Source organism: Achromobacter sp. ESBL13 (assembly GCF_036668755.1).
Lineage (GTDB): Bacteria > Pseudomonadota > Gammaproteobacteria > Burkholderiales > Burkholderiaceae_B > Achromobacter.
In genome coordinates, this window is the sequence record NZ_JAZEVT010000005.1 from 136,754 (window position 1) to 158,410 (window position 21,657).

17 protein-coding genes are annotated in these 21,657 nt (G+C 62.0%); 8 read left to right on the forward strand and 9 right to left on the reverse strand.

Annotated elements, in window-relative coordinates; genetic code table 11:
• Window positions 1-126: 126 nt before the first annotated feature.
• The 4 genes from V6F88_RS19725 to V6F88_RS19740 form a co-directional block, all read right to left on the reverse strand.
• Window positions 127-1,440, reverse strand: a complete 1,314-nt coding sequence (locus V6F88_RS19725) for a 3-hydroxyacyl-CoA dehydrogenase (RefSeq protein WP_332611627.1) — start codon at window positions 1,438-1,440, stop codon at window positions 127-129.
• A 23-nt stretch (window positions 1,441-1,463) separates the two neighbouring features.
• On the reverse strand, window positions 1,464-2,615 hold the full coding sequence (locus tag V6F88_RS19730; protein ID WP_332611628.1) for an acetyl-CoA acetyltransferase: 1,152 nt from the start codon (window positions 2,613-2,615) through the stop codon (window positions 1,464-1,466).
• A gap of 61 nt (window positions 2,616-2,676) precedes the next feature.
• A complete protein-coding gene (locus V6F88_RS19735; RefSeq protein ID WP_332611629.1) occupies window positions 2,677-3,084 on the reverse strand; it encodes a Zn-ribbon domain-containing OB-fold protein in 408 nt (135 codons plus the stop codon).
• Window positions 3,085-3,315: 231 nt separating this feature from the next.
• The gene (locus V6F88_RS19740; protein WP_332611630.1) at window positions 3,316-4,245 is read right to left on the reverse strand and encodes a LysR family transcriptional regulator; all 930 of its coding nucleotides are present in this window, start codon (window positions 4,243-4,245) and stop codon (window positions 3,316-3,318) included.
• Between the two features lie 270 nt (window positions 4,246-4,515).
• Here V6F88_RS19740 and V6F88_RS19745 point away from each other — a divergent pair, with 270 nt between their 5' ends.
• The 4 genes from V6F88_RS19745 (at window position 4,516) to V6F88_RS19760 (ending at window position 13,020) form a co-directional block, all read left to right on the forward strand.
• On the forward strand, window positions 4,516-7,833 hold the full coding sequence (locus V6F88_RS19745; RefSeq protein ID WP_332611632.1) for an acetyl-CoA carboxylase family protein: 3,318 nt from the start codon (window positions 4,516-4,518) through the stop codon (window positions 7,831-7,833).
• A 32-nt stretch (window positions 7,834-7,865) separates the two neighbouring features.
• A complete protein-coding gene (locus V6F88_RS19750; protein WP_332611633.1) occupies window positions 7,866-10,313 on the forward strand; it encodes a CaiB/BaiF CoA-transferase family protein in 2,448 nt (815 codons plus the stop codon).
• Between the two features lie 54 nt (window positions 10,314-10,367).
• Entirely contained in the window at window positions 10,368-11,375 is a 1,008-nt protein-coding gene (locus V6F88_RS19755; protein WP_332611634.1) for a Bug family tripartite tricarboxylate transporter substrate binding protein, read from the forward strand.
• Between the two features lie 199 nt (window positions 11,376-11,574).
• Entirely contained in the window at window positions 11,575-13,020 is a 1,446-nt protein-coding gene (locus tag V6F88_RS19760; protein ID WP_332611636.1) for an IS1182 family transposase, read from the forward strand.
• A gap of 331 nt (window positions 13,021-13,351) precedes the next feature.
• Here the strand turns inward: V6F88_RS19760 and V6F88_RS19765 are convergent, their stop codons facing one another.
• From V6F88_RS19765 to V6F88_RS19785, 5 genes are all read right to left on the reverse strand, one after another.
• Entirely contained in the window at window positions 13,352-14,356 is a 1,005-nt protein-coding gene (locus V6F88_RS19765) for an alpha/beta hydrolase (RefSeq protein ID WP_332611637.1), read from the reverse strand.
• 174 nt (window positions 14,357-14,530) lie between these two features.
• A complete protein-coding gene (locus V6F88_RS19770) occupies window positions 14,531-15,610 on the reverse strand; it encodes an alpha/beta hydrolase (RefSeq protein WP_332611639.1) in 1,080 nt (359 codons plus the stop codon).
• A gap of 2 nt (window positions 15,611-15,612) precedes the next feature.
• Window positions 15,613-16,398, reverse strand: coding sequence for a carboxymuconolactone decarboxylase family protein (locus tag V6F88_RS19775; protein WP_332611640.1), 786 nt, complete (start codon window positions 16,396-16,398; stop codon window positions 15,613-15,615).
• 220 nt (window positions 16,399-16,618) lie between these two features.
• Window positions 16,619-17,512 carry a LysR family transcriptional regulator gene (locus tag V6F88_RS19780; RefSeq protein WP_332611641.1) on the reverse strand — a complete coding sequence of 298 codons (894 nt, stop codon included), beginning with the start codon at window positions 17,510-17,512 and terminating at the stop codon, window positions 16,619-16,621.
• A gap of 5 nt (window positions 17,513-17,517) precedes the next feature.
• A complete protein-coding gene (locus V6F88_RS19785; RefSeq protein WP_332611642.1) occupies window positions 17,518-18,420 on the reverse strand; it encodes a LysR family transcriptional regulator in 903 nt (300 codons plus the stop codon).
• A gap of 157 nt (window positions 18,421-18,577) precedes the next feature.
• Here V6F88_RS19785 and V6F88_RS19790 point away from each other — a divergent pair, with 157 nt between their 5' ends.
• From V6F88_RS19790 to V6F88_RS19805, 4 genes are all read left to right on the forward strand, one after another.
• Complete coding sequence (locus tag V6F88_RS19790) at window positions 18,578-19,567, forward strand: aldo/keto reductase (RefSeq protein WP_332611643.1); 990 nt, start codon at window positions 18,578-18,580, stop codon at window positions 19,565-19,567.
• 16 nt (window positions 19,568-19,583) lie between these two features.
• On the forward strand, window positions 19,584-20,177 hold the full coding sequence (locus V6F88_RS19795; RefSeq protein ID WP_332611645.1) for a flavodoxin: 594 nt from the start codon (window positions 19,584-19,586) through the stop codon (window positions 20,175-20,177).
• A gap of 9 nt (window positions 20,178-20,186) precedes the next feature.
• Entirely contained in the window at window positions 20,187-21,038 is an 852-nt protein-coding gene (locus V6F88_RS19800) for an aldo/keto reductase (protein ID WP_332611646.1), read from the forward strand.
• A gap of 89 nt (window positions 21,039-21,127) precedes the next feature.
• Entirely contained in the window at window positions 21,128-21,601 is a 474-nt protein-coding gene (locus V6F88_RS19805) for a (R)-mandelonitrile lyase (protein ID WP_332611647.1), read from the forward strand.
• Window positions 21,602-21,657 lie beyond the last annotated feature (56 nt).

A 21,657-nucleotide genomic window follows, 5' to 3' on the forward strand; every position in this document is an offset into this window, starting at 1 on the left:
CCGGTTGTTGTATTTATCAAGACTTCTGTATATGCCAGGTCCGCTGCCCACGCAGCTCAGGTATCGACAGCGCCTGCGTCCCTTTGGGACACGTTCACGTGCGCGCTTTATCGCGCGTGCGCGGCTTCAGGCAGGGCCATCGTGAAAGCCTCGCCCCTCCTGAGCGAGCTTGACGATGAGATTGGCCGGCTTCCAGTATTGGGAACCGTGCACGGCTTCGTACTTGCGCAGCCCCGCCAGGACAGCAGGCAGGCCGATCTGGTCCGCATAGCACAACGGGCCGCCTCGATAGGCGGGAAAGCCGTAGCCTTTGAGCCAGACGACGTCGATGTCCGAGGCGCGATCGACGATCCCTTCCTCCAGGATATAGGCGGCTTCGTTGATCATGGAGTACAGGCAGCGCTCCAGAATTTCCTCATCGGAAATCTGCCGCGCTTGTCGGCCGGAGGCGGCTCGGTGTGCGGCGACCAGGGTTTGGGCAGCAGGTGACGGGGTGGCCTTGCGGTCACTGTCATAGTCGTAGAAGCCCCCCTGGGTCTTCTGGCCCAGCCGGCCCGCGGCGACCATGCGGTCCAGCATGTCGCACTCGCGCTCGCGCGGCGTCAGGTGTTGCAGGCGGCTCTGGCGATTGCGCCAGCCCACGTCCAACCCTGCCAGATCCGCCATGGCGAACGGCCCCATCGGAAGGCCGAAGTCGCGCAGCACACGGTCAATCTGAAAGAACGAGGCACCTTCCTGGAGCAGGAAATAGCTTTCGCGCGTACGCTTGGCCAACATGCGATTGCCGACGAATCCGTCGCAGGACCGCACCAGCACGGCGACCTTGCCCAGGCGGCGGCCCACTTCCATGACGGTGGCGCACACGTCGTCAGAAGTGGCGGAGCCGCGCACGTTCTCCAGCAACTGCATGACGTTGGCGGGGCTGAAAAAGTGCATCCCGACCACGTCCTGGGGCCGCCGCGTGGCGCTCGCGATTTTGTCGATGTCCAGGTAAGACGTGTTGGAGGCCAGGATGGCGCCGGGTTTGCACACCCGATCAAGCGTCTTGAATATCTCGTGTTTAAGTCCGATTTCCTCGAAGACCGCTTCAATGACCACATCCACGTCGGCCAGATCCTCGAAGCGTGTGCTGCCCTGTATGCATGCAAGACGCCGCGCGACGTCGTCTATGCCGAGCCGGCCGCGCCGAGCGGAGTTGGCATAGTTTTCTTCGATGCGCGCCAAGCCCTGACTGAGGCGCTCGGCGTCTTTCTCCAACAGCACCACGGGTATGCCGGCGTTGGCGAAGCACATCGCAATGCCGCCGCCCATCGTGCCGGCACCTATCACCGCCGCCCGGCTGACGGGCCTGGCCTTGGCCGCAAACGGCAGCTTGTGCAATTGACGCTCGGCCACGAAGGGAGGGTGGTTGACGACTGGCGTGCTGGTTGTGCTGCTCATGATTATGTCCACGGGTTAAGCGGTTACAGGGTGGCGCGCGATCCGAGAATCGCCGTGACCTGGCTGGCCAGCTGGCCGCCATTGCCATGGGCCAGGGCCAGATCGACGCCGTCAACCTGCCTGGCGCCCGCCGAGCGGCGGATCTGGTGCACCGCTTCGATGGCCGCGAAAATGCCATACATGCCCGGGTGATTGCAGGACAGGCCGCCACCGTTGGTGTTGACCGGCAGTGCGCCGCCGGGCGCGGTCACGCCTGAGGCCACGAACGCGCCACCTTCGCCCTTGGCGCAGTAACCCAGGTCCTCAAGAAACAGAATTGGGTTGATGGTGAATGCGTCATAAAGCTGCAAGACGTCGATCTCTTGTGGCACGACGCGCGCCATCTGGAAGGCGCGTTGGCCGGATTGCACGGCACCGGTAACCGTAAGGTCTTCCATGCTTGAAATCTGGCGATGCGTGGTGGCCTCGCCGACACCCAGAACATAGGCCGGCGTGTTGGCAAATTCCGGCACGCGCTCCGCGGCGACCAGTATCATCGCGCCGCCGCCGTCCGTCACCAGGCAGCAGTCCCGCAGCGTGAGCGGGTCGGATATGGGCCGGGAATCCAGAACATCGGCGATGCTCAGGGGGCCGCGCTCGTGCGCGGCAGGATTGCGCTGCGCCCACTGACGCGCGGCGACCGCGACGCTGGCCAATTGCTCGCGCGTGGTTCCGTACTGGTGCATGTGGCGCGCGGTAGCCAAGGCGTAGCCGCTGATGGGGTTGCGCGGTAAATACATCGCCTCCCAGGGGGCGGGTTCGGTCAGGGTGGTCAGCTTGCCCCCCGCGGACAGTTGGTTTGACCCATAGCAAATGCAAGCCACTTTGCACAGCCCGGCTTGCAGGGCAAGCGTGGCCGACAACAGGTGCGCCAGAAATGAGGATCCGCCGATGTTGGTGCCATCCATATAAGTCGGATGGATGCCGAGATACTCCGCCACGGACAGGGCTGGCATGAATTGCGTCAGTGTGGACGTGAACAAGCCGTCGATCTGGTCCACGCCGATGCCCGCATCGGCCGCCGCCGCCTGAACGGCGATGCCGAGCTGATCCAACGCCGAGAACCCGGGGCTGTTCCAGCCAGGCGTGGTGCCGATCCCGACAATCGCCGAGGCCCCTCTTGTACTAGTAGCCATCAAGTCATTCCCATTAACAAGCGTCGCGCGTTTACTCCGCGCGCACAATCACCACAGGCGGTCAATCCGCGCGCACAAACACCACGCGCGGCACGCCAGAGGACTGGCGGCGCACTTCTGCACGGACTCGCATGCCGATCGTCACCGCCAGGGGTTCCATATCGACAACGGTGCTCATCAGGCGCGGCCCTTCTTCAAGGTCCACCAGGACGACGCAGTAGTTCCCACCCCGCTCGGGGCGTTGGCGCACGACGGTGGTTGAATAGATGGTGCCGTGGCCGTTGGCGGCTTCCCAGCGCAAGCGTCCGCCGCCATAAGGCGAGATGGCCCGAGGATAGAAAACGGCGCGGCCGGTTGTTTCGCAGCGCTGAATCATGAATTGCCCTTGTTCGAGCATGCGCTGGAAGTACTGTTCCGGGCCGACTGCCTCGTCGCCCGCTGTCTGTGTGCTGTTAGAGGAATTCTGCACATTTGCCTCCCAAGATTCAGGGGTCGCGGCCGGCAGGCGGACGGGCCATACACCGGTGGGGTGCATGGCTTGTCTGCTGGCCAGGCCACAACGCTCGAATGATGTTAGGGGGGCGATCCGTCTCGCGACAATTAACTAATTTTGACGAGGGTCATAGCGATTGGGCATAGCTCGGCCGTGGCCCGGTGCGTGCCGGGTTCGCGTGCAGAGGGTGTACGAAAAAGGGTTTATTCAGTCAGCCAGCCAGCGTACGCCGACGTTCTCGAACTGTTTGATGTAGGGCTCAAGCAGGCGGATCAGCTCGGCATGCAGGGCGTTGACGATGCGGGGGTTGCGGTTCAGCACGGCGGTGCCGATGATCACGGTGCGTTGCAGCGTGGGGCTGATGATGGGAGCGCCTTCGATCCGCTTTTCGGCCAGCATCGTCATGATGGGGATGACCGGCAGGATGGTGTAGCCGACGCCGCGTAATACCAGATCAAGAATGACCGCGGTGCTGTCCGATTCGGCAACCAGGTTCAGGTTGACGCCAAGAATGGTGCAGGCCCGGTCTATCACATTGCGCAAGCTGCGCGCTTCCGGCACCACCATGGGCATTCTGGAGACGGCTTCGAGCGTCATCGGGATGTCTTCGGATAATCCGGATCCCGGCAGGCCAAAGACGTATATGGGCTCGGAATAAGCGGGCGACGTCTGCAGAAGTTCGGATTGCAGATAGTCGCCCATGAGGCAGATATCAAGTTTGCCGCCCTCTAGTCCTTCTTGCAGGAAATCCGAGAAGCCGGTGGCGATGCGTACGCGCAGATTGGGATACTGCTGCTGCAACGCGATGACGAGCGGGCCGGCAAGCGGGGCCGCCAGGCCGGGCAGCATGCCGATGGATACCGTGCCAAGAAGATCCGATTTTGCGGCGCCGATGTCGGCCCGGGCTTCATTGAGCCCCTTAAGAGAAGCCCGCACCTGATCGACAAACCGGCGGCCAGGCACGGTCAGCACCATCCCCAGCCGGTTGCGCTCGAAAAGCGGAGTGCCCAGTTCGTCTTCCAGCTGCTTCAGCTGCCGGGACAGGGCGGGCTGCACGACGTGCAACAGTTCCGCTGCCTTGGTGAGGCTGCCGGTTTCCGCGATTGCCAAAACCGTTCTCAACTGCCTGAGTTCCATTTTCGCCTGCCTTTATCGAGACACATGCCGAACGGCTATAGGGGTCAGAGAAAAATGTGAATTGTGCGGCTGTTGCACGACTCCTACCATCCTCACCAAGTTAACGACAACCGCCGAATCAAGCCGGGCCGCGGTTGCGCGTTTCCGCTTGCATGTTAATGCTTATCGGCGCCTGCCCGCAGGCGCGCCCGCGGGCAGGAACTTGCAACGGCGACGGGCAGCAGCTTAAGGACTTGAACATAAGAGTCAGCGCAGAGACGTAGGATCACTATGAAGAGAGTATTGGTCGCCAATCGTGGCGAAATCGCCGTGCGAGTCATTCGCGCGGTCCGCGACCTTGGGTTGGAAAGCGTCGCGGTGTATTCCCAGGACGATTCAAACTCCCGGCATCGAATTGTTGCGGATCGCTCGGTTGCGCTGACCGGCTTCGGTCCGGGGGCATATATCGATATCGACGCCATCATTGCCGCAGCCACGGCCGAACATTGCGATGCCATCCATCCGGGGTATGGCTTCCTGAGCGAAAGGGCGGATTTTGCCCTGGCTTGCGATGCGGCGGGAATCACGTTCATCGGCCCCAACGCCGATCACCTCGCTCTGTTCGGAGACAAAGGCCGCGCGTTGCAACTGGCCCGCGAATGCGGCGTGCCCGTCATGCCCGCCACGCCGGGCGGGGCAACACTTGCGGACGTTGAACGATTCTTCGACGAGCAGGGCGGGGTGGGGATCGTCATCAAGGCGGTTGGCGGAGGCGGCGGGCGCGGGATGCGCGTCGTCAAGTCCAAAGCCGATATTGCCGAGCGCTATGCCCGCTGCCGGTCGGAAGCCATGTCGGCCTTTGGGGTGGACGCGCTGTACGCCGAGCGTCTGGTCAATCGCGCGCGCCATATCGAAGTGCAAATCGCCGGCGATGGGGCGTCGGTGGTCGCGCTTGGCGATCGCGATTGCACGCTACAGCGCCGCTTTCAGAAGGTGGTCGAGATCGCGCCCAGCCCGGTGCTAAGCGCCCCGCTGCGCGCCGCCATTCTTGCCGCGGCAAAGAAAATGGCGGCCAAGGTGGAGTACCGCAGCCTGGGGACCTTTGAATTCCTGGTCGAAGAAAACGAGCACGGAGTGCAGAAGGGCTTTGTATTCATTGAAGCCAATCCCCGGTTGCAAGTCGAACATACGATTACCGAGCGGGTCACGGGCGTGGATCTGGTGACCTTGCAGGTCGGGGTCGCGCAAGGAAAGCGCCTGGCCGAACTGGGCGTGGACCCGACCAACCCACCAGCGTTGAAAGGTTACGCCATTCAGGTTCGCATCAATGCAGAATCGACCGACGCCACGGGCATGGCGCGCCCGGCACACGGCAGGCTGGAGCGATTCGAGCCGCCTGCCGGCCCCGAAGTGCGCGTCGACACCCACGCCTATAGCGGGTACGCGCCGGCCCCGGCGTTCGACACGCTGCTGGCCAAGCTGATCGTGTTCAGCAGCAATGACGATTTCTCGGGCGTGGTGCGGCGCTTGCGCCGTTGCCTGGCCGAGTTCCGGATTGCCGGTGTCGCGACGAATATCCATCTTTTGCAGGCGCTTGTGGCCCGCGAGGACTTCCTGTCGCAGCGCAACCATACGCGCTACATCGAGTCCATCCTTGGGGAACTGCTTGCAGCGGCAGAGCAGTACGCGCAGGAGCAGCAGGCCAAGGACAGGCTGATCGGGGATTCGGGGGGGCGCAGCGCGTCGGCGGCCAACTTGCCGCAGGCAGCGCAGGCCGCGGTGCCCGAAGGGCTGTCGGCATCGCGCGCGCCGTTGAGCGGCCGCCTGGTTGAGGTGTCCGTGAGCGCCGGCGCTGTGGTGCTCAAGGGCCAACCCATCGCCGTGATCGAAGCGATGAAAATGGAGTACACCGTCGTCGCCGATTTCAATGGCAGGGTCGTCCAGGTGCCGGCCGCCGGTGGCGGCAACGTGCTTGAAGGCGAGATCCTTGTCTTGCTGGAACAGGAATCAAATGGTGTCGACACCGATGTTGTGACAGACGCGATCGATCTGGATGCCGTGCGCCCTGACCTGCAAGCGGTGCTCGACCGCCATGCGTCGCTTTATGACGACGCCCGCCCGCAGGCCGTGGCAAAGCGCCGTTCGCGAGGGCAGCGCACCGCACGGGAGAACGTGGACGACCTGTGCGATGAAGGCTCGTTCGTGGAGTTTGGCGCACTGGTCATTGCCGCGCAGGCCAGCCGCCGCAGCAAGGAAGACCTGATCGCCAACACGCCGGCGGACGGCATTGTCACCGGCATCGGCAACGTCAACGGCGACGCATTCGGCTACGACGGGTCGCTGACCGGGGTGATGGCCTATGACGCGACGGTGCTGGCGGGCACACAGGGCAAACGCAACCACATCAAGACCGACAGGTTGGTGGAACGTGCCCGCCGCGACGAAATGCCGATGGTGTTGTTCGCCGAAGGCGGAGGCGGGCGGCCGGGCGATGTGGATTTTCCGTTCGTGTCCGGGCTGTATCAGCCGTCGTTCGCCGCGCTGGCCGAACTTAGTGGCGAAGTGCCTTTGCTCGGTATTGTTTCCGGACGCTGTTTCGCGGGCAACGCCGCCTTTCTAGGGGTCTGCGATGTCATCATCGCGGACAAGAGCGCCAACATCGGCATGGCCGGCCCGGCGATGATCGAGGGCGGTGGACTGGGCATCTTCCGGCCAGAGGACGTAGGCCCCGCGCCGGTGCAGTTTGCCAATGGCGTCATCGACATCCTGGTGGACAACGAGGCGCAGGCCGTCGCGGCGGCGAAGCACTATCTGTCCATGTTCCAGGGCCGCACCAAGGACTGGGTGGCGCCCGACCCGCGCCACCTCCGCCATGTGGTGCCCGAGAATCGGCTGCGTGTCTACGACAGCCGCAAGGCCATCGAAGGCATTGCCGACGTAGGTAGCGTATTGATGCTGCGCTCGGGGTTCGGCCTGGGAATGCACACCGCCCTGGCTCGTGTGGAAGGACAGCCTGTCGGGATCATCGCCAACAATCCGCATCACCTGGGAGGCGCCATCGATGCCGATGCGGCCGACAAGGCGGCACGCTTCATGAACCTTTGCGATATCCATGGCCTGCCGATTATTTCGTTGATCGATACGCCAGGATTCATGGTCGGGCCAGAGCAAGAGGCCAAGGCGCAAGTCCGGCATGTGTCGCGCATGTTCGTGGTCGCGGCCAAGCTGCGGGTCGCCATCCTGGCAATTGCCTTGCGCAAGGGCTACGGTCTGGGCGCCATGGCCATGGCCGGCGGGGGCTTTCGATCGGCCAGTTGCGCGGTGTCGTGGCCAACGGGCGAATTCGGCCCCATGGGCCTGGAAGGGTCCATCCGGCTGGGCTTCAAGAAAGAGCTTGAGAATGTCCCCGAGGGGCCAGAGCGCCAGGCGCTTTACGACGAGTTGGTGGCTCGCGCCTACGAACGCGGGCACGCCATCAATGTCGCGTCCACGACGGAGATCGACGCCGTGATCGATCCCGCGCAGACCCGCACGTGGATACGCCAAGGCATCGCGTCGGCATCCTTGCGCGCCGGCCGGGCCCGCCGCGCCTTTATCGATACCTGGTAATCGAGGCGAAGTCTGTGGAACAGGTTCCGACTATGCAAACATCTGAAAGCCGGCTGGCCTTCTCCGGGCTGCGCGTGCTGGAAATTGGCTGCGGAGCGGCAGTGGCTTATGCCGGGAAGCTCTTCGCGGATTTCGGCGCCGAGGTCATCAAGCTGGAGGACGCCGACGGCGATACGCTGCGCCGCTTGCCGCCCCTTTTGAACAAGGCCGATGACGCGTCCGCAAGCGCCTTGCACGCCTGGCTCAATACCAACAAGCGCAGCGTGGCACGACAAGGAAAGACAGGCGCGGATGCCGCGTGGCTGTCACGGATCGCGCGTACATGCGATGTGATTCTTGACGCCCGCGCCCTGGACGAAGGCTTGGAAATCCTGAAGCGCCCCGCCTACGCCGGCGATGGGGATGTGGGCCAGGGCAATGTGCCGATCGAAGTCTGTCTGACCTGGTTCGGCGAGTCCGGGCCCTACAGTGGTTTCGCGGGAACCGAGGCCGTGTGCCGCGCCTTGGCCGGCGCGGTGTATTGCAGTGGCGCACAGCAGGGTCCCCCCCACCTGCCGCATGACATTCAGACCGCCATTGCCGCCGGTGTCGCGGCATTCTCCAGCGCGACCGCCGCGTTGCTGGGACGATCCGACGGCAGTCGGCGTTATCTGGTGAGCATCCACGAGATTGCGTTTTCGTTGGTGGAGATGGAAGCGGGCATGGTGCAGGATGGCCGGCATCCCTTGGCTCGGCTGGGTGTCAACCGGTTCTGCACGACGCATCCCGCCGGCATCTACGAAACAAAGGAGGGCTGGGTTGGGCTGTTCGCCCATACCGGCCCGCAGTGGGCTGCGCTGTGCGCGGCCATCGGCCACCCGGACCGGGCAGCGGATCCGCGGTTTGCAAGCGGGCCGACCCGTATGGTCCATGCGGACGAAATCGACGCGTTCCTCATCCCCAGCCTGCGCGCCAGGACGGCCCAGGAATGGTTCGAGGTGCTGCGCAAGGAAAAATTTCCCGCTGTCATCGTGCCGACCATGGCAGAACTGCTTGAACAAAGCGTGCATCGCGAGCGCGGCGCCTTTGTTCCCGTCAGGGTGGGGGCAGCCGAATTCGAGGGGCCGGTCGTTCCGCTGCCCATGGGCGATGCGGGGCCCTTGCCGGGCGGTCAGGCCGCGCGTCTGGGCGCTGATGGCCCCCGCTACCGCGAGGTGCAGAGCCTGACGCCGGCCGCCGGCTTGGCCAGGGCTGCGCCGGGCGCGCTGCCCTTAAGAAAAATCCGCGTGGTAGATCTGACGATGGGGTGGGCGGGGCCATTGGCGACAAGGACGCTGGCGGACTTTGGCGCGGAAGTCATCAAGGTTGAAAGCACGCGCTATCCGGACTGGTGGCGGGGCACGCATTACACCGATGAGTTCTATCAGGAAAAGCTGTACGAAAAGAACTCGAACTTTGCGCTGATGAACCGCAACAAGTTGGGCATCACGCTTGATCTGACCCGTGCGCAAGGACGTGCGGTCCTGTTCGATCTGGTGGCCAAGGCCGATATCGTCATCGAGAATTACTCAACCGAAGTGTTGCCCAAACTTGGGCTGGACTACGCCGTGCTGTCCCAGGTCAACCCGCGCCTGGTCATGGTATCCATGCCGGCATTCGGGTCGGGCAATGAATGGAGCACCATCAGGGCCTATGGCGGCACGCTGGAGCAGGCCAGCGGTCTGCCCCATCACACCGGTTTCGCGCGGAACCCACCGGCGCTGACCTCCTACGCCTATGGTGACCCGGTGGGCGGCTTTAACGGCGGGGCGGCGGCGTTGTTGGCGCTGTTCGAGCAGCAACGCTCGGGCAAGGGGCGCCACGTCAACCTGTCTCAGGTGGAATGCATGCTGCCCATGACGGCGCCCTTCGTCATTGAGCAGTCCGTGCACGGCACTACCACGCCCCGCATCGGCAATGCGCATCCTCTTCATGCCCCGCAGGGGATTTACCCGTGCGCTGGTGATGACGCCTGGGTGGTGGTGAGCATCACAAGCGATGCGCAATGGCAGGCATTGCTGGCGGTCATGCAGGCAAATGATCTTGCCCGGGACCCTGCTCTGGAGAAGGCGGCAGGCCGACGGACCCGACAGGAAGAGATAGACCGCAGGATCAACGCATGGACCCGCGCGCGCTCCGCACAAAGCGCAATGGCCGAACTGCAACAGGCCGGCATCAGCGCCGGAGAAGTCAAACCGGTCTGGACGCTGCTCGATGACCCGCATCTGAAGGCCCGTGAGTTTTTCAAGGCCACTTCACGGCCTTATATCGGCGAGTTTCTGGCGACCACGCCCTGGTTCAGGGAGCCGGCGGCTACGGTCGCGGCGGTGCGTCCGGCGCCTACGCTCGGGCAGCACAATGGCGATGTGTTTTCGCGTGTGCTGGGCATGAGCGTGGATCAGCAACAGTCGCTGGAGCGCGACGGAATCATCGGAAACACCGCAACCAGAAAGGCGGCCTGACAAGCCCCGCAAGCACGACGCAATGCACAAGACCTAACCTCGTGGAGACAAAAAATGGCTACATCCGATTCCCGCCGTCACTTCCTCATCGCTTCCGCGCACCTTGCCGTGGCTTCGGCATTGGGCTTGGGGTCTACCGCCGCGTTCGCGCAGGACAAAGCATGGCCCACCAAAGCCATCAAGATCATCGTGCCGTTTCCGGCCGGTTCAATCACGGACACGATGGCCCGCCTCCTGTCGGACTCTTTGTCCAAGACGCTCAAGCAGCCCGTCATCGTGGAAAACAAGGGCGGCGCCAATGGATCGATCGGGGCGGCCGAGGTGGCCCGTTCGGCGCCGGATGGTTACACGCTGCTGGCCACCAACAGCAGCAGCATCACCGTCAACCCCTTGATCTACAAGAACTCCCCGTACAAGACCAAGGATTTCGCGCCCATCGCCCTGGTACTGGACGCGCCGTTCATTCTGAACGTCAACCCCGAATGGGCCAAGAAGCACGCCATCGCGTCGGTCAGGGATCTGGTTGAATACGCCAAAAAGAACCCGGGCGAGCTCACGTATGGGTCGGGAGGCCAAGGCAACCTGGCCCATCTGGCGTTTGCGCAGCTGAGCAACGACACCCAGTTCAAGGCAACCCATGTCCCTTACAAGTCGGCCTCGCAAGCAAGCATGGCGGTCATGGCGGGCGAGGTGAACACGTCTTTCGATACGCTGGCCAGCGCACCGCAAGTGGCGGCCGGCAAGTTGAAAGCGCTGGCAGTCACGCAGAAGCAACGAATTTCCCAAATGCCGGATATCCCCACGATGGCCGAGGCAGGCTATCCGAACATCGACGTCACTTTCTGGCTGGGCCTGTTCGCCCCGGCAGGCACCCCAGCCCAGATCGTCGATACCTTGTACGAGCAGTCCAAGCTTGCAATGGAGCAGCCCGCTGCCAAGACTTCACTCAGTGCGCAGGGTAGCGTCGTCATGAGCAATCCGAAGCAATTGTCCACGCGCATCGGGCGTGAGGTCGATCAGCTGTCTCATGTGGTGAAGCAGGAGAATATTGTCATCGATTGAGGCGAGCCCGGCGCGGCGGACGCCAGCCAGGCGTCTTGCCGCCGGTTTGGCGGGCAAGGATTGGGGTGGTGGGGCTGCACGCTGCTCTGGTTTCGTGCAGAGGCGACGCTGTCCGCTACCGACCGAGGCTGTGTGAAAACTCTTTGACGCCGCTACGGTGATGTAGATAGAGTTTGGTATCTCGATCCCGGGAGTCGACATGCCCCGCTTCATCGAAGGTCAGGACCGGCAACAGGTAGCGATGATCCCGGAATGCCTGGATGACTTCATCGCCGACGACAACCCGGTGCGCATAGTCGACGCATTCGTCGACGAGCTCAACCTGGAATCGCTGGGATTTGAGAGGGCAGCGCCAGCAGCTACCGGCCGCCCGTCGTATCACCCGGCCGTGCTGCTGAAGATCTACATCTACGGCTACTTAAATCGGGTCCAGTCCAGTCGTCGACTCGAGCGAGAGTGCCAACGCAATGTCGAACTGATGTGGCTCGTCGGCCGTCTGGCGCCAGACTTCAAGACCATCGCGGATTTTCGCCGTGACAATGGCACGGGCATTCGCAATGTGTGCCGGCGATTTGTGGCCGTATGCCGAGATCTCAAACTATTCACCCACGCCCTGATTGCCGTTGATGGAAGCAAATTCAAGGCAGTCAACACACGCGACAAAAACTTCACAGCCGCCAAGATCGACAAACGTCAGCAGCAGATTGAGGAGAGCATCCGCCGCTATCTGGCGGCGCTCGACACTGCGGACCGAACGCAACCTGTCGAGATCGAGGCTAGGACCAATCGGCTCAACGACAAGATCGAACGTCTGCGCAAACAAATGCGCACGCTGGATGACGTCAAGGAGAGGCTCAAAGATAGCCCAGACGGTCAGCTGTCGGTGACTGACCCGGATGCCCGCTCGATGGCTACCAGTGGCCGGGGCTCGGGGATGGTCGGCTACAACGTGCAGATGGTTGTCGAAGCCAAGCACCATCTGATCGTCGCGCACGAAGTGACGAACCGAGGACATGACAGGGACTCATTGGCATCGATGACACAAGCCGCGCGGGAGGCAATGGGCAAGAAGCGACTGCGCGCGATTGCCGATCGCGGCTACTACAGCGCGCCTCAGATCAAGGCATGTGCAGAGACAGGTATTGATGCGATCTTGCCCAAGCCGACCACTTCCAATGCCAAGGCCGAAGGCCGCTTCGACCGTTCGGACTTCATATACATCGCGAAGGACGATGAGTACCAGTGCCCTGCGGGCCAGCGCGCCATCCACCGGTTTACGCGGGAGGAGAATGGTCTTCAATTGCGGCGCTACTGGAGTAGTGCCTGCCCACAATGCGCTATGAAGGAGCGATGCACTCCTAGCGCGTATCGGCGCATCAGTCGATGGGAACATGAGGCCGTGCTTGAGGCGGCGCAGCGCCGTCTAGACCGAATGCCAGAAGCGATGAAGGTGCGGCGGCGCACAGTGGAACATGTGTTCGGCACGTTCAAGCATTGGATGGGCTATACACACTTCCTAACTCGTCGCTTGGGCAATGTGGGCACGGAAATGAGCTTGAATGTACTGGCCTATAACCTCAAGCGGGTCATGCGCATCCTAGGCTTCCAGCAAACGATGAAAGCGATACTGGCACTGGGCGGCTGAGCCCTTCAGGTGACCCATAACGCACCTCAGGCCCTATCCGGGCCGCCCAAACGGTCTTGAGTGAGCCCGCCTTGGAAAAATCGAAGTGAAGACCGCCCAAGGTGATGCGGACCAGGCGATTGCGCTGTGGCTGTCAGGACGAAAAGCGTTTCCACACGGCCTCGACCCGAAGCGGCCATTGGTTGTCTGTCTACGAATGACTGCTACCCAGTGAAGGTGATCGTCGGCAACTTCTACGGCGGCGTCGATAGGACGCATGTGAAAATCGCCTCAGATCGCTCGCACGTGGGTGAATGGAACCTTTCGGATCCTCACCTCGTGCTGTTAACGATCACAGGGTTCGAGCGTAGAACGGCTTGAGCTGGCCGAGCGCGGCGTCCACATACTTGGGCACCCAGTAGGTCTCGATATGGGTCGCGCCCTCGATCAAGAACAGTTGCTTGTCGTTGGTTCCCGTGGCCTTCGGGAAGGCTTCTTCGGTCATATACAAGCTGTCCGCCTTGCTGCCGGCGATCATCAGCAAGGGCTGGTTGATCAATTCGATCTGTTCGGTTGCATCCCAGCGCATCAGATCCAACAGGCTGCTGGTTGTGTACTTGAAGGTCGATCCGGGGTGGGCGTGCGTCCTCCAGTAGTACTCGTAGCCCTGCCGGTACATTTCGAAGGGCAGCGCGGCGATCTGCGCATCGGTCATGTCGGCGTCGCCGGAATACGGTATCTTTCCTCCCGCCTTTTCCTGGGCGCGTGCTTCGGTCGCTTGCTTCAGGCGTTGCTGGATCGTGTTCAGTTGCGAATCGGCGAAGCCATTCCGACGAACCCGACCCGAGTTGAACATGCTGATGGTCGCGATCGACTTGAAGCGCTTGTCGGATTTCGCAGCGGACAACGAGTAGCCGCCTCCGCCGCAAATGCCGAGCAGGCCCAGGCGCGCGGCATCGACACCCGGGTATTGCGTGATGAAGTCCGCGGCACCGTGGATGTCCTCTATGCGGAATTGCGGCTTGTCCGTGCTGCGGGGCGCGCCGCCACTGCCGCCCTGATAGGCGGCATCCATCGCGATCGTGATGTAGCCAAGTTCGGCCAGGTGCTGGGCATACAGGCCGGCGACCTGCTCCTTCACGCCGCCATTGGGATGGGCCACGACGATCGCGGGATATTTCTTCTGCGCATCGTAGTTCGACGGGGTGTAGACGTTGGCAACGATATCCAGGTCGTTCAGCTTGTACTTGACCGGATGGATATTGACCTTGCGCGGTTCATTCTTCGAGATGGCGCCGGCATAGACTAGCGTATAGGGATTCTTCTTGTAGTCGGTTGCGGCGGCGGTGGCGCTCATTATTGGGGTCCCTATGATGGCACTGGTGACAGCGAACGCGGAGGCACCGAGGAAGTCGCGTCGGGTTCTGCTGATAAATGGATCTTTCATCTCAATTCTCACTGTTGTTGATTGCGGCGGCTGGTGTTGCTGCACCTCGGCCAGATGCGTCGGGCGTGCGATTGCACGCACTGGTCAGTCCAGACCTTTCGCGGCAAGAAACCGCGACACCAGGTCGGCGATCTGGATGTTGTTCAGGTCGGACATCAGAAAATGTGTGTTGCCCCGAATACCGACTTCCGGCAGGTGCACCAGCTGCGCGTCGCCACCATGTCTGTTGATGGCAGCAACCCAAAGGCGGGCCATGGCCCGGCGCACCCGCCAGTTATCCAGTCCGCGTTCCGTGGTCGGCTCGCTCGGAAAGTTGTCGCCGTAATAGATGATGATCGGGATGCGCGTGAGCTTCTCGAAGTCTGCCAGCGGCACCGCCTCGGGCGTCAGCGTCCCTGCCGCGCTTGGCATGGAGGGGGGAAGCTCCCCTTCAGGGAAGATGAACCCGCTGCCCGGTTCCAGAGCGACGATTCCCTTGACGTTCTTGCTTTTGATTGCGGTCAACCAGCCCGGTCCGCCAGCCTGCGAATGCGATAACAGGACGCCGGGCCCCGTCTCGTCGAACAGCGCCGCCATGGCGTCCGAGATCAGCCCAGCATCGAAGGGCCCGGTATTGGGCGTGACCGAACGAAAGAACTGATCCAGCGTTTCAGGCTTGCGGTCGAACTGCACGTTGTCGAAGTAGCTGGGCCACTTGCCGAGCCGGAATTGATCGAAGAAAAGTTGATCGTAGGGGGTGGGCTCGATCGTGGCCGCCACGGTGCTATTGCCGGCGCGGCCGCGACGAGGCTGATCGACCAGATAGACCGGAAAGCCGCGACGCAGAAAGATAGTCTGAAAACCTTCACGGCCGTCTGACGTCGTTTCCCAGCTACGCGCCGATTGGTACGCACCATGCAGCATGACCAGGGGCAGCGGTCTGGGGTTTTGCGGGACTTGATAGAAGGCGTAGAGGTGGTCGCCGTGGAATGTCTGCCCTTCGGCGGTTGGCTTGTTGTTGTTGTACAGGCCAGGCTTTTGCACGACGCTTCCGCCGACAGCGAAGCTGCCTTGTTCCTGGATGACAAGCGGACCGCTGGCATTGCTCGCGCTGCCGGGAAGAGCAGTGCAAGCCGTCATCGAGCTCAGTGCGATGCACGCGAGCAGGGTCTTGGTGAGGTTCATGTTCAGCGTCCCGAAGTAGCGGCAAGGGCCTGAGTCAAGGCCCCATCCGCACGTTCAGCAGCTTGTTTGTCGCCGCGCTCAGCCAGGATCTGGGTCAACTGGCGCAACTGTGCTGCCGTCAAGCCCACCCGCATGCTGGCCCGCATGTGCGAACGCAACTGCGCTTCCACGCCGGGCGTAGCCGCCAATGCCCCGACGGTGGCCAATTCGCGGCTCTGCCAGTCGAGGTTGTCGCGCTCGAAAATGTCGCCGAACAAATGGGCTTGCAGGAACTGATTGATGATGGGGGCAAAGTCCATGACGGGGCCGGTCACCGGCGCGCCCGAGATTTTGGTCTGATTGGCCTTGCCTACCGCTATCAGTTCATCGCCGGTGGGAATGGCGCGGCTGGGTTCGCGTCCCGGTGCATCTTGAATCCCGCGCTGCTTTCGCGCCTCCACCACCTTCAGCAGTTCGCCGAGCGCGTTTAGGCTTTTGGGAAAGCCGACGTATGCGTACAGCTGCACCAGGATTTCCTTGGCCTCGCTGATGGTCATGCCAGCGTCCAGCCCTTGGTTCAAGGCGGTGTTCAATTGAGGCATATCGCTTGCGGCCATGGAGGCGGCGATCAGGGGAACGGCCTGCTGTTTGGCGGACAAGGTATCCGAGGCGGCTTGTGCGGGCATCGCTTGCGGCGCCTCGGTTTTTGCGGTGGCATGACCGGGTGCGAGCGTTAGCCCGGAAGTCAGTGCCATCACGACGCCCAACGTGCTGATCGTGGGCTTGTAACCAGGCTTTTTGTGAATCATCGGTAACAGCTCCATCCCGTTGCTCGGTTTGGCCGGCACGCATATCGGCCAGGTCGTGGCGGCATGCTGTCGGCGAAAGACAAAGCGCCCGATGAGGGCCTGGGTTTGCCTTTGCTTTCTGGAAGCTGAAATGCTACGAGATGCGGAAGCTTCGATTAAGCCCCTAATTCCGCATGCACTACTGAGGTGAACTCATAAGTGTCACGGTGCCGTAAACCGGTTATGCGCGGTGTCGCAAGGCCTCGACAATGACGGCCAAAGCGCCGGAGGATTGGCGGCGGCTTGGGTAGTAGAGGTGGTACCCCGGATACGGGCTGCACCAGTCTTGCAGCACACGAATGAGCCGCCCCGCGGCGATATCCTGCAACACCATATCCTCCGGAACGTAGGCCAGTCCACAGCCCGCCAAGGCTGCCCGCGCAATTGAGGAACTGTTGTTGAACACCCATTGGCCGCTGACGGGGTACTTGGCCTCTTCGCCATCCGGATCAAGATCCCAGGAAAGGAAACCGCCGTGCGTCGGGAGTCGCAGCCGGATGCAATCGTGTCGAGTCAGTTCCTGAGGCGAGCGGGGCGCGGGCCGAGCGGCGAAGTATTCGGGCGAGCCTACCACCGCCATGCGCAGGTCCGGGCTGATGCGCACAGCGATCATGTCCTTGGCGACTTGGTCACCGACGCGAACGCCGGCATCAAAGCGTTGGGAGACGATGTCCGCCATCGTGTAATCAATGCTGATCTCGACGTTGATATCGGGATAGTCGCGCATGACCTTGGACAGCTTGGGCCAAAGCACGCTGGTTGCGGCGTGTTCGGCGGACGTGATGCGGATTGTGCCCACAGGCTTGTCGCGTAGATCCTTGACTGCCGTGACTTCGGCATCGATGTCGTCGAACCGGGGCGCCACACTGTTGAACAGGCGTTCGCCTGCTTCAGTGGTTGCAATATGCCGAGTGGTGCGAGTCAGCAGCCGGACGCCCAGCCGGGTTTCGAGGCCCCGAACGGCATGGCTCAAGGCAGAGGGCGATACGCCAAGCAGGGCGGACGCCCGAGTGAAACTGCCTTCTCGCACGACATGAACAAAGGCAAGAACATCGCTGAAAGTCTCCAGGGCCATATCAGTCACACCTCTTTCGCTGGGTGACGCAATGCGTCGATCAGCACGGTCATTGCTCGGGACAGATGCCGGCGGCTGGGGTAATAGAGATGGTATCCAGGAAGCGTCGGACACCAATCGGAGAGGACCGTCCGTAGACGTCCGTTCGCGATATGGGGGGCAACCATCTCTTCGGTCAGGTATCCAAGGCCAAAGCCGGCCAGCGCTGCCTGAAGGATGGGCTTGGTCCGGTTGAAGACAAGCTGCCCATTGACTCGAACGCTGACCTGCTGTTTGCCCTTCTTGAACTCCCACGCGTAGAGCTCCCCGTGGCTCATCAGGCGCAGATTGATGCAGTCGTGATCGGCCAGGTCCTGCGGTTTCAGGGGAATGGGCCGTTTGGCGAAGTAGGCGGGCGAGCCAACGATCACGAAGCGCAAGTCCGGGCTGATGCGCACTGTGGTCATGTCCCGCGCCAGATCGCCGCCGAGGCGCACGCCCATGTCGTAGCGCTCCGCGACGAGGTCGACAAAGCGTGATTCCGCGTTGATCTCGACCTTGATCAGGGGGTACTCGGGAAGCAGTTTTTCAAGCCGGGGCCAGAGCACGGTGTCGGCAGCGTTCTCGCTGGCAGTGATCCGGATCGTGCCGGCCGGCTTGTCCCGCAGTTCACCGACGGCCAATAGCTCGGCCTCGATTTCCTGAAAACGGGGAGCGATGTTCTGCATCAATCGTTCCCCGGCCTCTGTCGGCGAAACGCTCCGGGTGGTGCGCGTCAACAGGCGAACGCCCATCTTGGCCTCAAGCGCGCGAATCAGATGGCTCAATGCCGATTGGGAGACGCCGAGTTGCGCGGCGGCCCGCGTGAAGCTCTGCTCGCGCGCGACCGCAATGAACGCCAGCAGGTCGTTGTAGCTGTTTTTCGCCATCTATGAGTTCACCTCATAAGTATTTGCGGATTTTACTCTCTAGTGCTGGCTAAGCGCGATGGGTACATTGGTCGTTATAGCGATCCCACCAGGCGTCCCGCCGCATGGCGAGCCTCGGCTGGCCATATTGGACCGGCGCATTGAAGGAGTACGACATATGCAAAAGCGAAAACTTGGAAATAGCGGGCTGGAAGTTTCAGCCCTGGGGTTAGGGTGCATGGGCTTGAGCCACGGCTATGGTCCAGCGACGGATACCGGTCAAGCGGTATCGCTGATTCGGGCCGCGTTCGATCGCGGTGTGACCTTCTTCGACACGGCTGAGGTGTACGGCCCCTACCTCAACGAGGAGGTCGTGGGCGAAGCGCTGGCCCCTGTGCGCGACCAGGTGGTAATCGCAACCAAGTTCGGCTTTACTTTTGGCGACGACAACAAGCAGCAGGACCTCAACAGTCGCCCCGAGCATATTCGGTGGGCCGTCGAAGGTTCGCTCAAACGCCTGAAGACCGACGTCATCGATCTGCTGTACCAGCATCGGGTTGACCCCGACGTGCCCATCGAGGATGTCGCCGGCACCGTCAAGGACTTGATCGCCGAAGGCAAGGTCAAGCACTTCGGCCTGTCCGAAGCGGGCGTACAGACGATCCGCCGCGCGCACGCCGTGCAGCCGGTCACCGCCTTGCAGAGCGAGTATTCGCTGTGGTGGCGCGAGCCCGAGCTGGAAGTCTTGCCGACCTTGGAAGAACTCGGCATCGGTTTCGTCCCCTTCAGTCCCTTGGGCAAGGGTTTCCTGACTGGCGCCATCAAGGACGGCGCGACCTTCGGCAGCGACGATTTTCGCAGCAAAGTACCGCGCTTCTCGCCGGAGGCGATCCGGGCGAACCAGGCCTTGGTGGACTTGCTCGGCCAGATTGCCACGGACAAGGGCGTCACGGCCGCGCAGATCGCACTCGCGTGGCTGCTGGCGCAAAAGCCTTGGATCGCGCCTATCCCTGGAACAACCAAGCTGCATCGGCTGGAAGAAAACCTGGGCGCCGCCTCTGTCGAACTGTCCGCCACCGATCTCGACAGGATCGCGCAGGCCTTGGCGGACGTGAAAATTCAAGGCGACCGCTATCCGGCCGCGTTGCAGGCCCGCGTGGGTCGATGACATCAAGGAGGCCTGGATGACTGTCGCCCATGATTCGACTCGACGCACGGTGATGGCCGCGCTTGTGGCGTTTCCCCTTGGAGCCGCGACCACGGCATCGAACGCTCAGGGGGGTGAGATGCGACAGGTGGGCTCGCGGACACTGGTGGTCTATTTTTCGCGATCGGGCAATACGCGCGTCGTCGCCGGTCTGATTCATCGGGCGCGTGGTACTGACCTGTTCGAGATCCGGCCGGCCAGTGCCTATCCCGAAGACTACGAGCAGACCGTTGAGCAAGCCCGCAAGGAGACTGAGAGCGGCTACAAGCCTCCCCTGGCGGCGAAGGTGCCAGCCATCGAGGGCTACGACACCGTGTTCCTCGGCTTTCCCATCTGGGGCACGACAGTGCCGCCATTGGTTCGATCATTCCTGTCCGCGCACGACCTGTCCGGAAAGACCTTGATCCCCTTCATCACCCACGGCGGCTACGGGCCGGGGAACAGCAAGTCAGTGCTGGCAAGCGATGCGCCAAAGGCGCGCTTGCTGGATGGTTTTGTCATGGAGATGGACCAGGAGCGGCGAACGATGGAACGCGTGACGAGCTGGCTCGGCGGCGTTCCGCAAACATAGGAGCTAACCATGCAACAAGTTACTTTGAACAATGGCGTCGTGATGCCCATCCTCGGCTATGGCGTTTTCCAGATTCCTGACCCGCAGGAATGCGAGCGTTGCGTGATCGAGGCCATCGACACCGGCTATCGGCTGATCGACACGGCGGCGTCCTATCTGAACGAGGAAGCGGTTGGCCGGGGCATCAAGAATGCCAGCGTCCCGCGCGCCGACCTCTTCGTGACGACGAAACTCTGGGTGCAAGACACCGGGTATGAGCGCACCCAGCAAGCTATAGACAAATCGCTGCATCGTTTGCAGCTGGACTATCTCGACCTCTACCTCATCCACCAGCCGTTCGGTGACGTGCATGGATCGTGGCGCGCAATGGAAGACGCCTTGAAGGCCGGCAAGGTTCGAGCTATCGGCGTCAGCAACTTCCATCCCGACCGGTTGATGGACATCATCGGCTTCAACGATGTCGTGCCGGCCGTGAACCAGGTGGAGGTCAACCCGTTCCTTCAGCAGGAAACCAGCGTGGCCTTCATGCGCGAGAACGGCGTGCAAGCCGAGGCCTGGGCGCCGTTCGCCGAAGGTCGCAACAACCTGTTCCAGAACGAAGCGCTGGTGGACATCGGCCGCAAGCACGGCCGATCGGTGGGTCAGGTGGTGCTGCGCTGGGTGACGCAGCGCGGCATCGTGGCGCTGGCCAAGTCGGTGCGCAAGGAACGGATGGAAGAGAACCTGCAAGTGCTCGACTTCACCCTGGATGAGGCTGACATGGCCCGCATCGCCCAGCTTGAGACCGGCGAAAGCAGCTTCTTCTCGCACCGGGATCCGGCCATGGTGAAGTGGATGAGCGAGCGTCAGCTGGACATTTGACGGGCCGTGGTCGCCCTGTTCTGAAAAAAATAAATTGAACAAGGAAATCAAGCAAACACCATGGACCAATCAAAGAGGTTTCAGAAAGGATGAACATAAGACTCCCCGCAGCAGCCCTTGCCTTGTCCCTTGGTGCGTCGGCCGTCTATGCGGCCAAACAGGAGCCGATCAACGTTACGCGGGTCGGGTCCAACCCAAGCAGCGCGGGTGCGGAGCAGAACTTCACCGGATCCGTGTTTGTGGATTCGCGCTTTCAAGCCGCTGCGCCCGCGCGCGTGGGGGGAGGCGTTGTTACCTTTGCGCCAGGCGCACGCACAGCTTGGCATACGCATCCATTGGGCCAGACGCTCATCATTACGTCAGGTGTGGGGCGAGTACAGAAATGGGGCGATACCGTGCAGGAGATCCGCCCGGGCGACGTCGTTTGGATTCCACCGGGTGTCAAGCACTGGCACGGAGCCAGTCCGTCAGTCGGCATGAGCCACATTGCAATCGCTGAATCCCTAGATGGGAAGTCGGTGGATTGGATGGAAAAGGTCAGCACGGACCAGTACGGGCAATGAATTTGGTCGACTTAAGCATTGGCTGGTGGAAAACGGGGACTTGCTCGAAAGAAGGG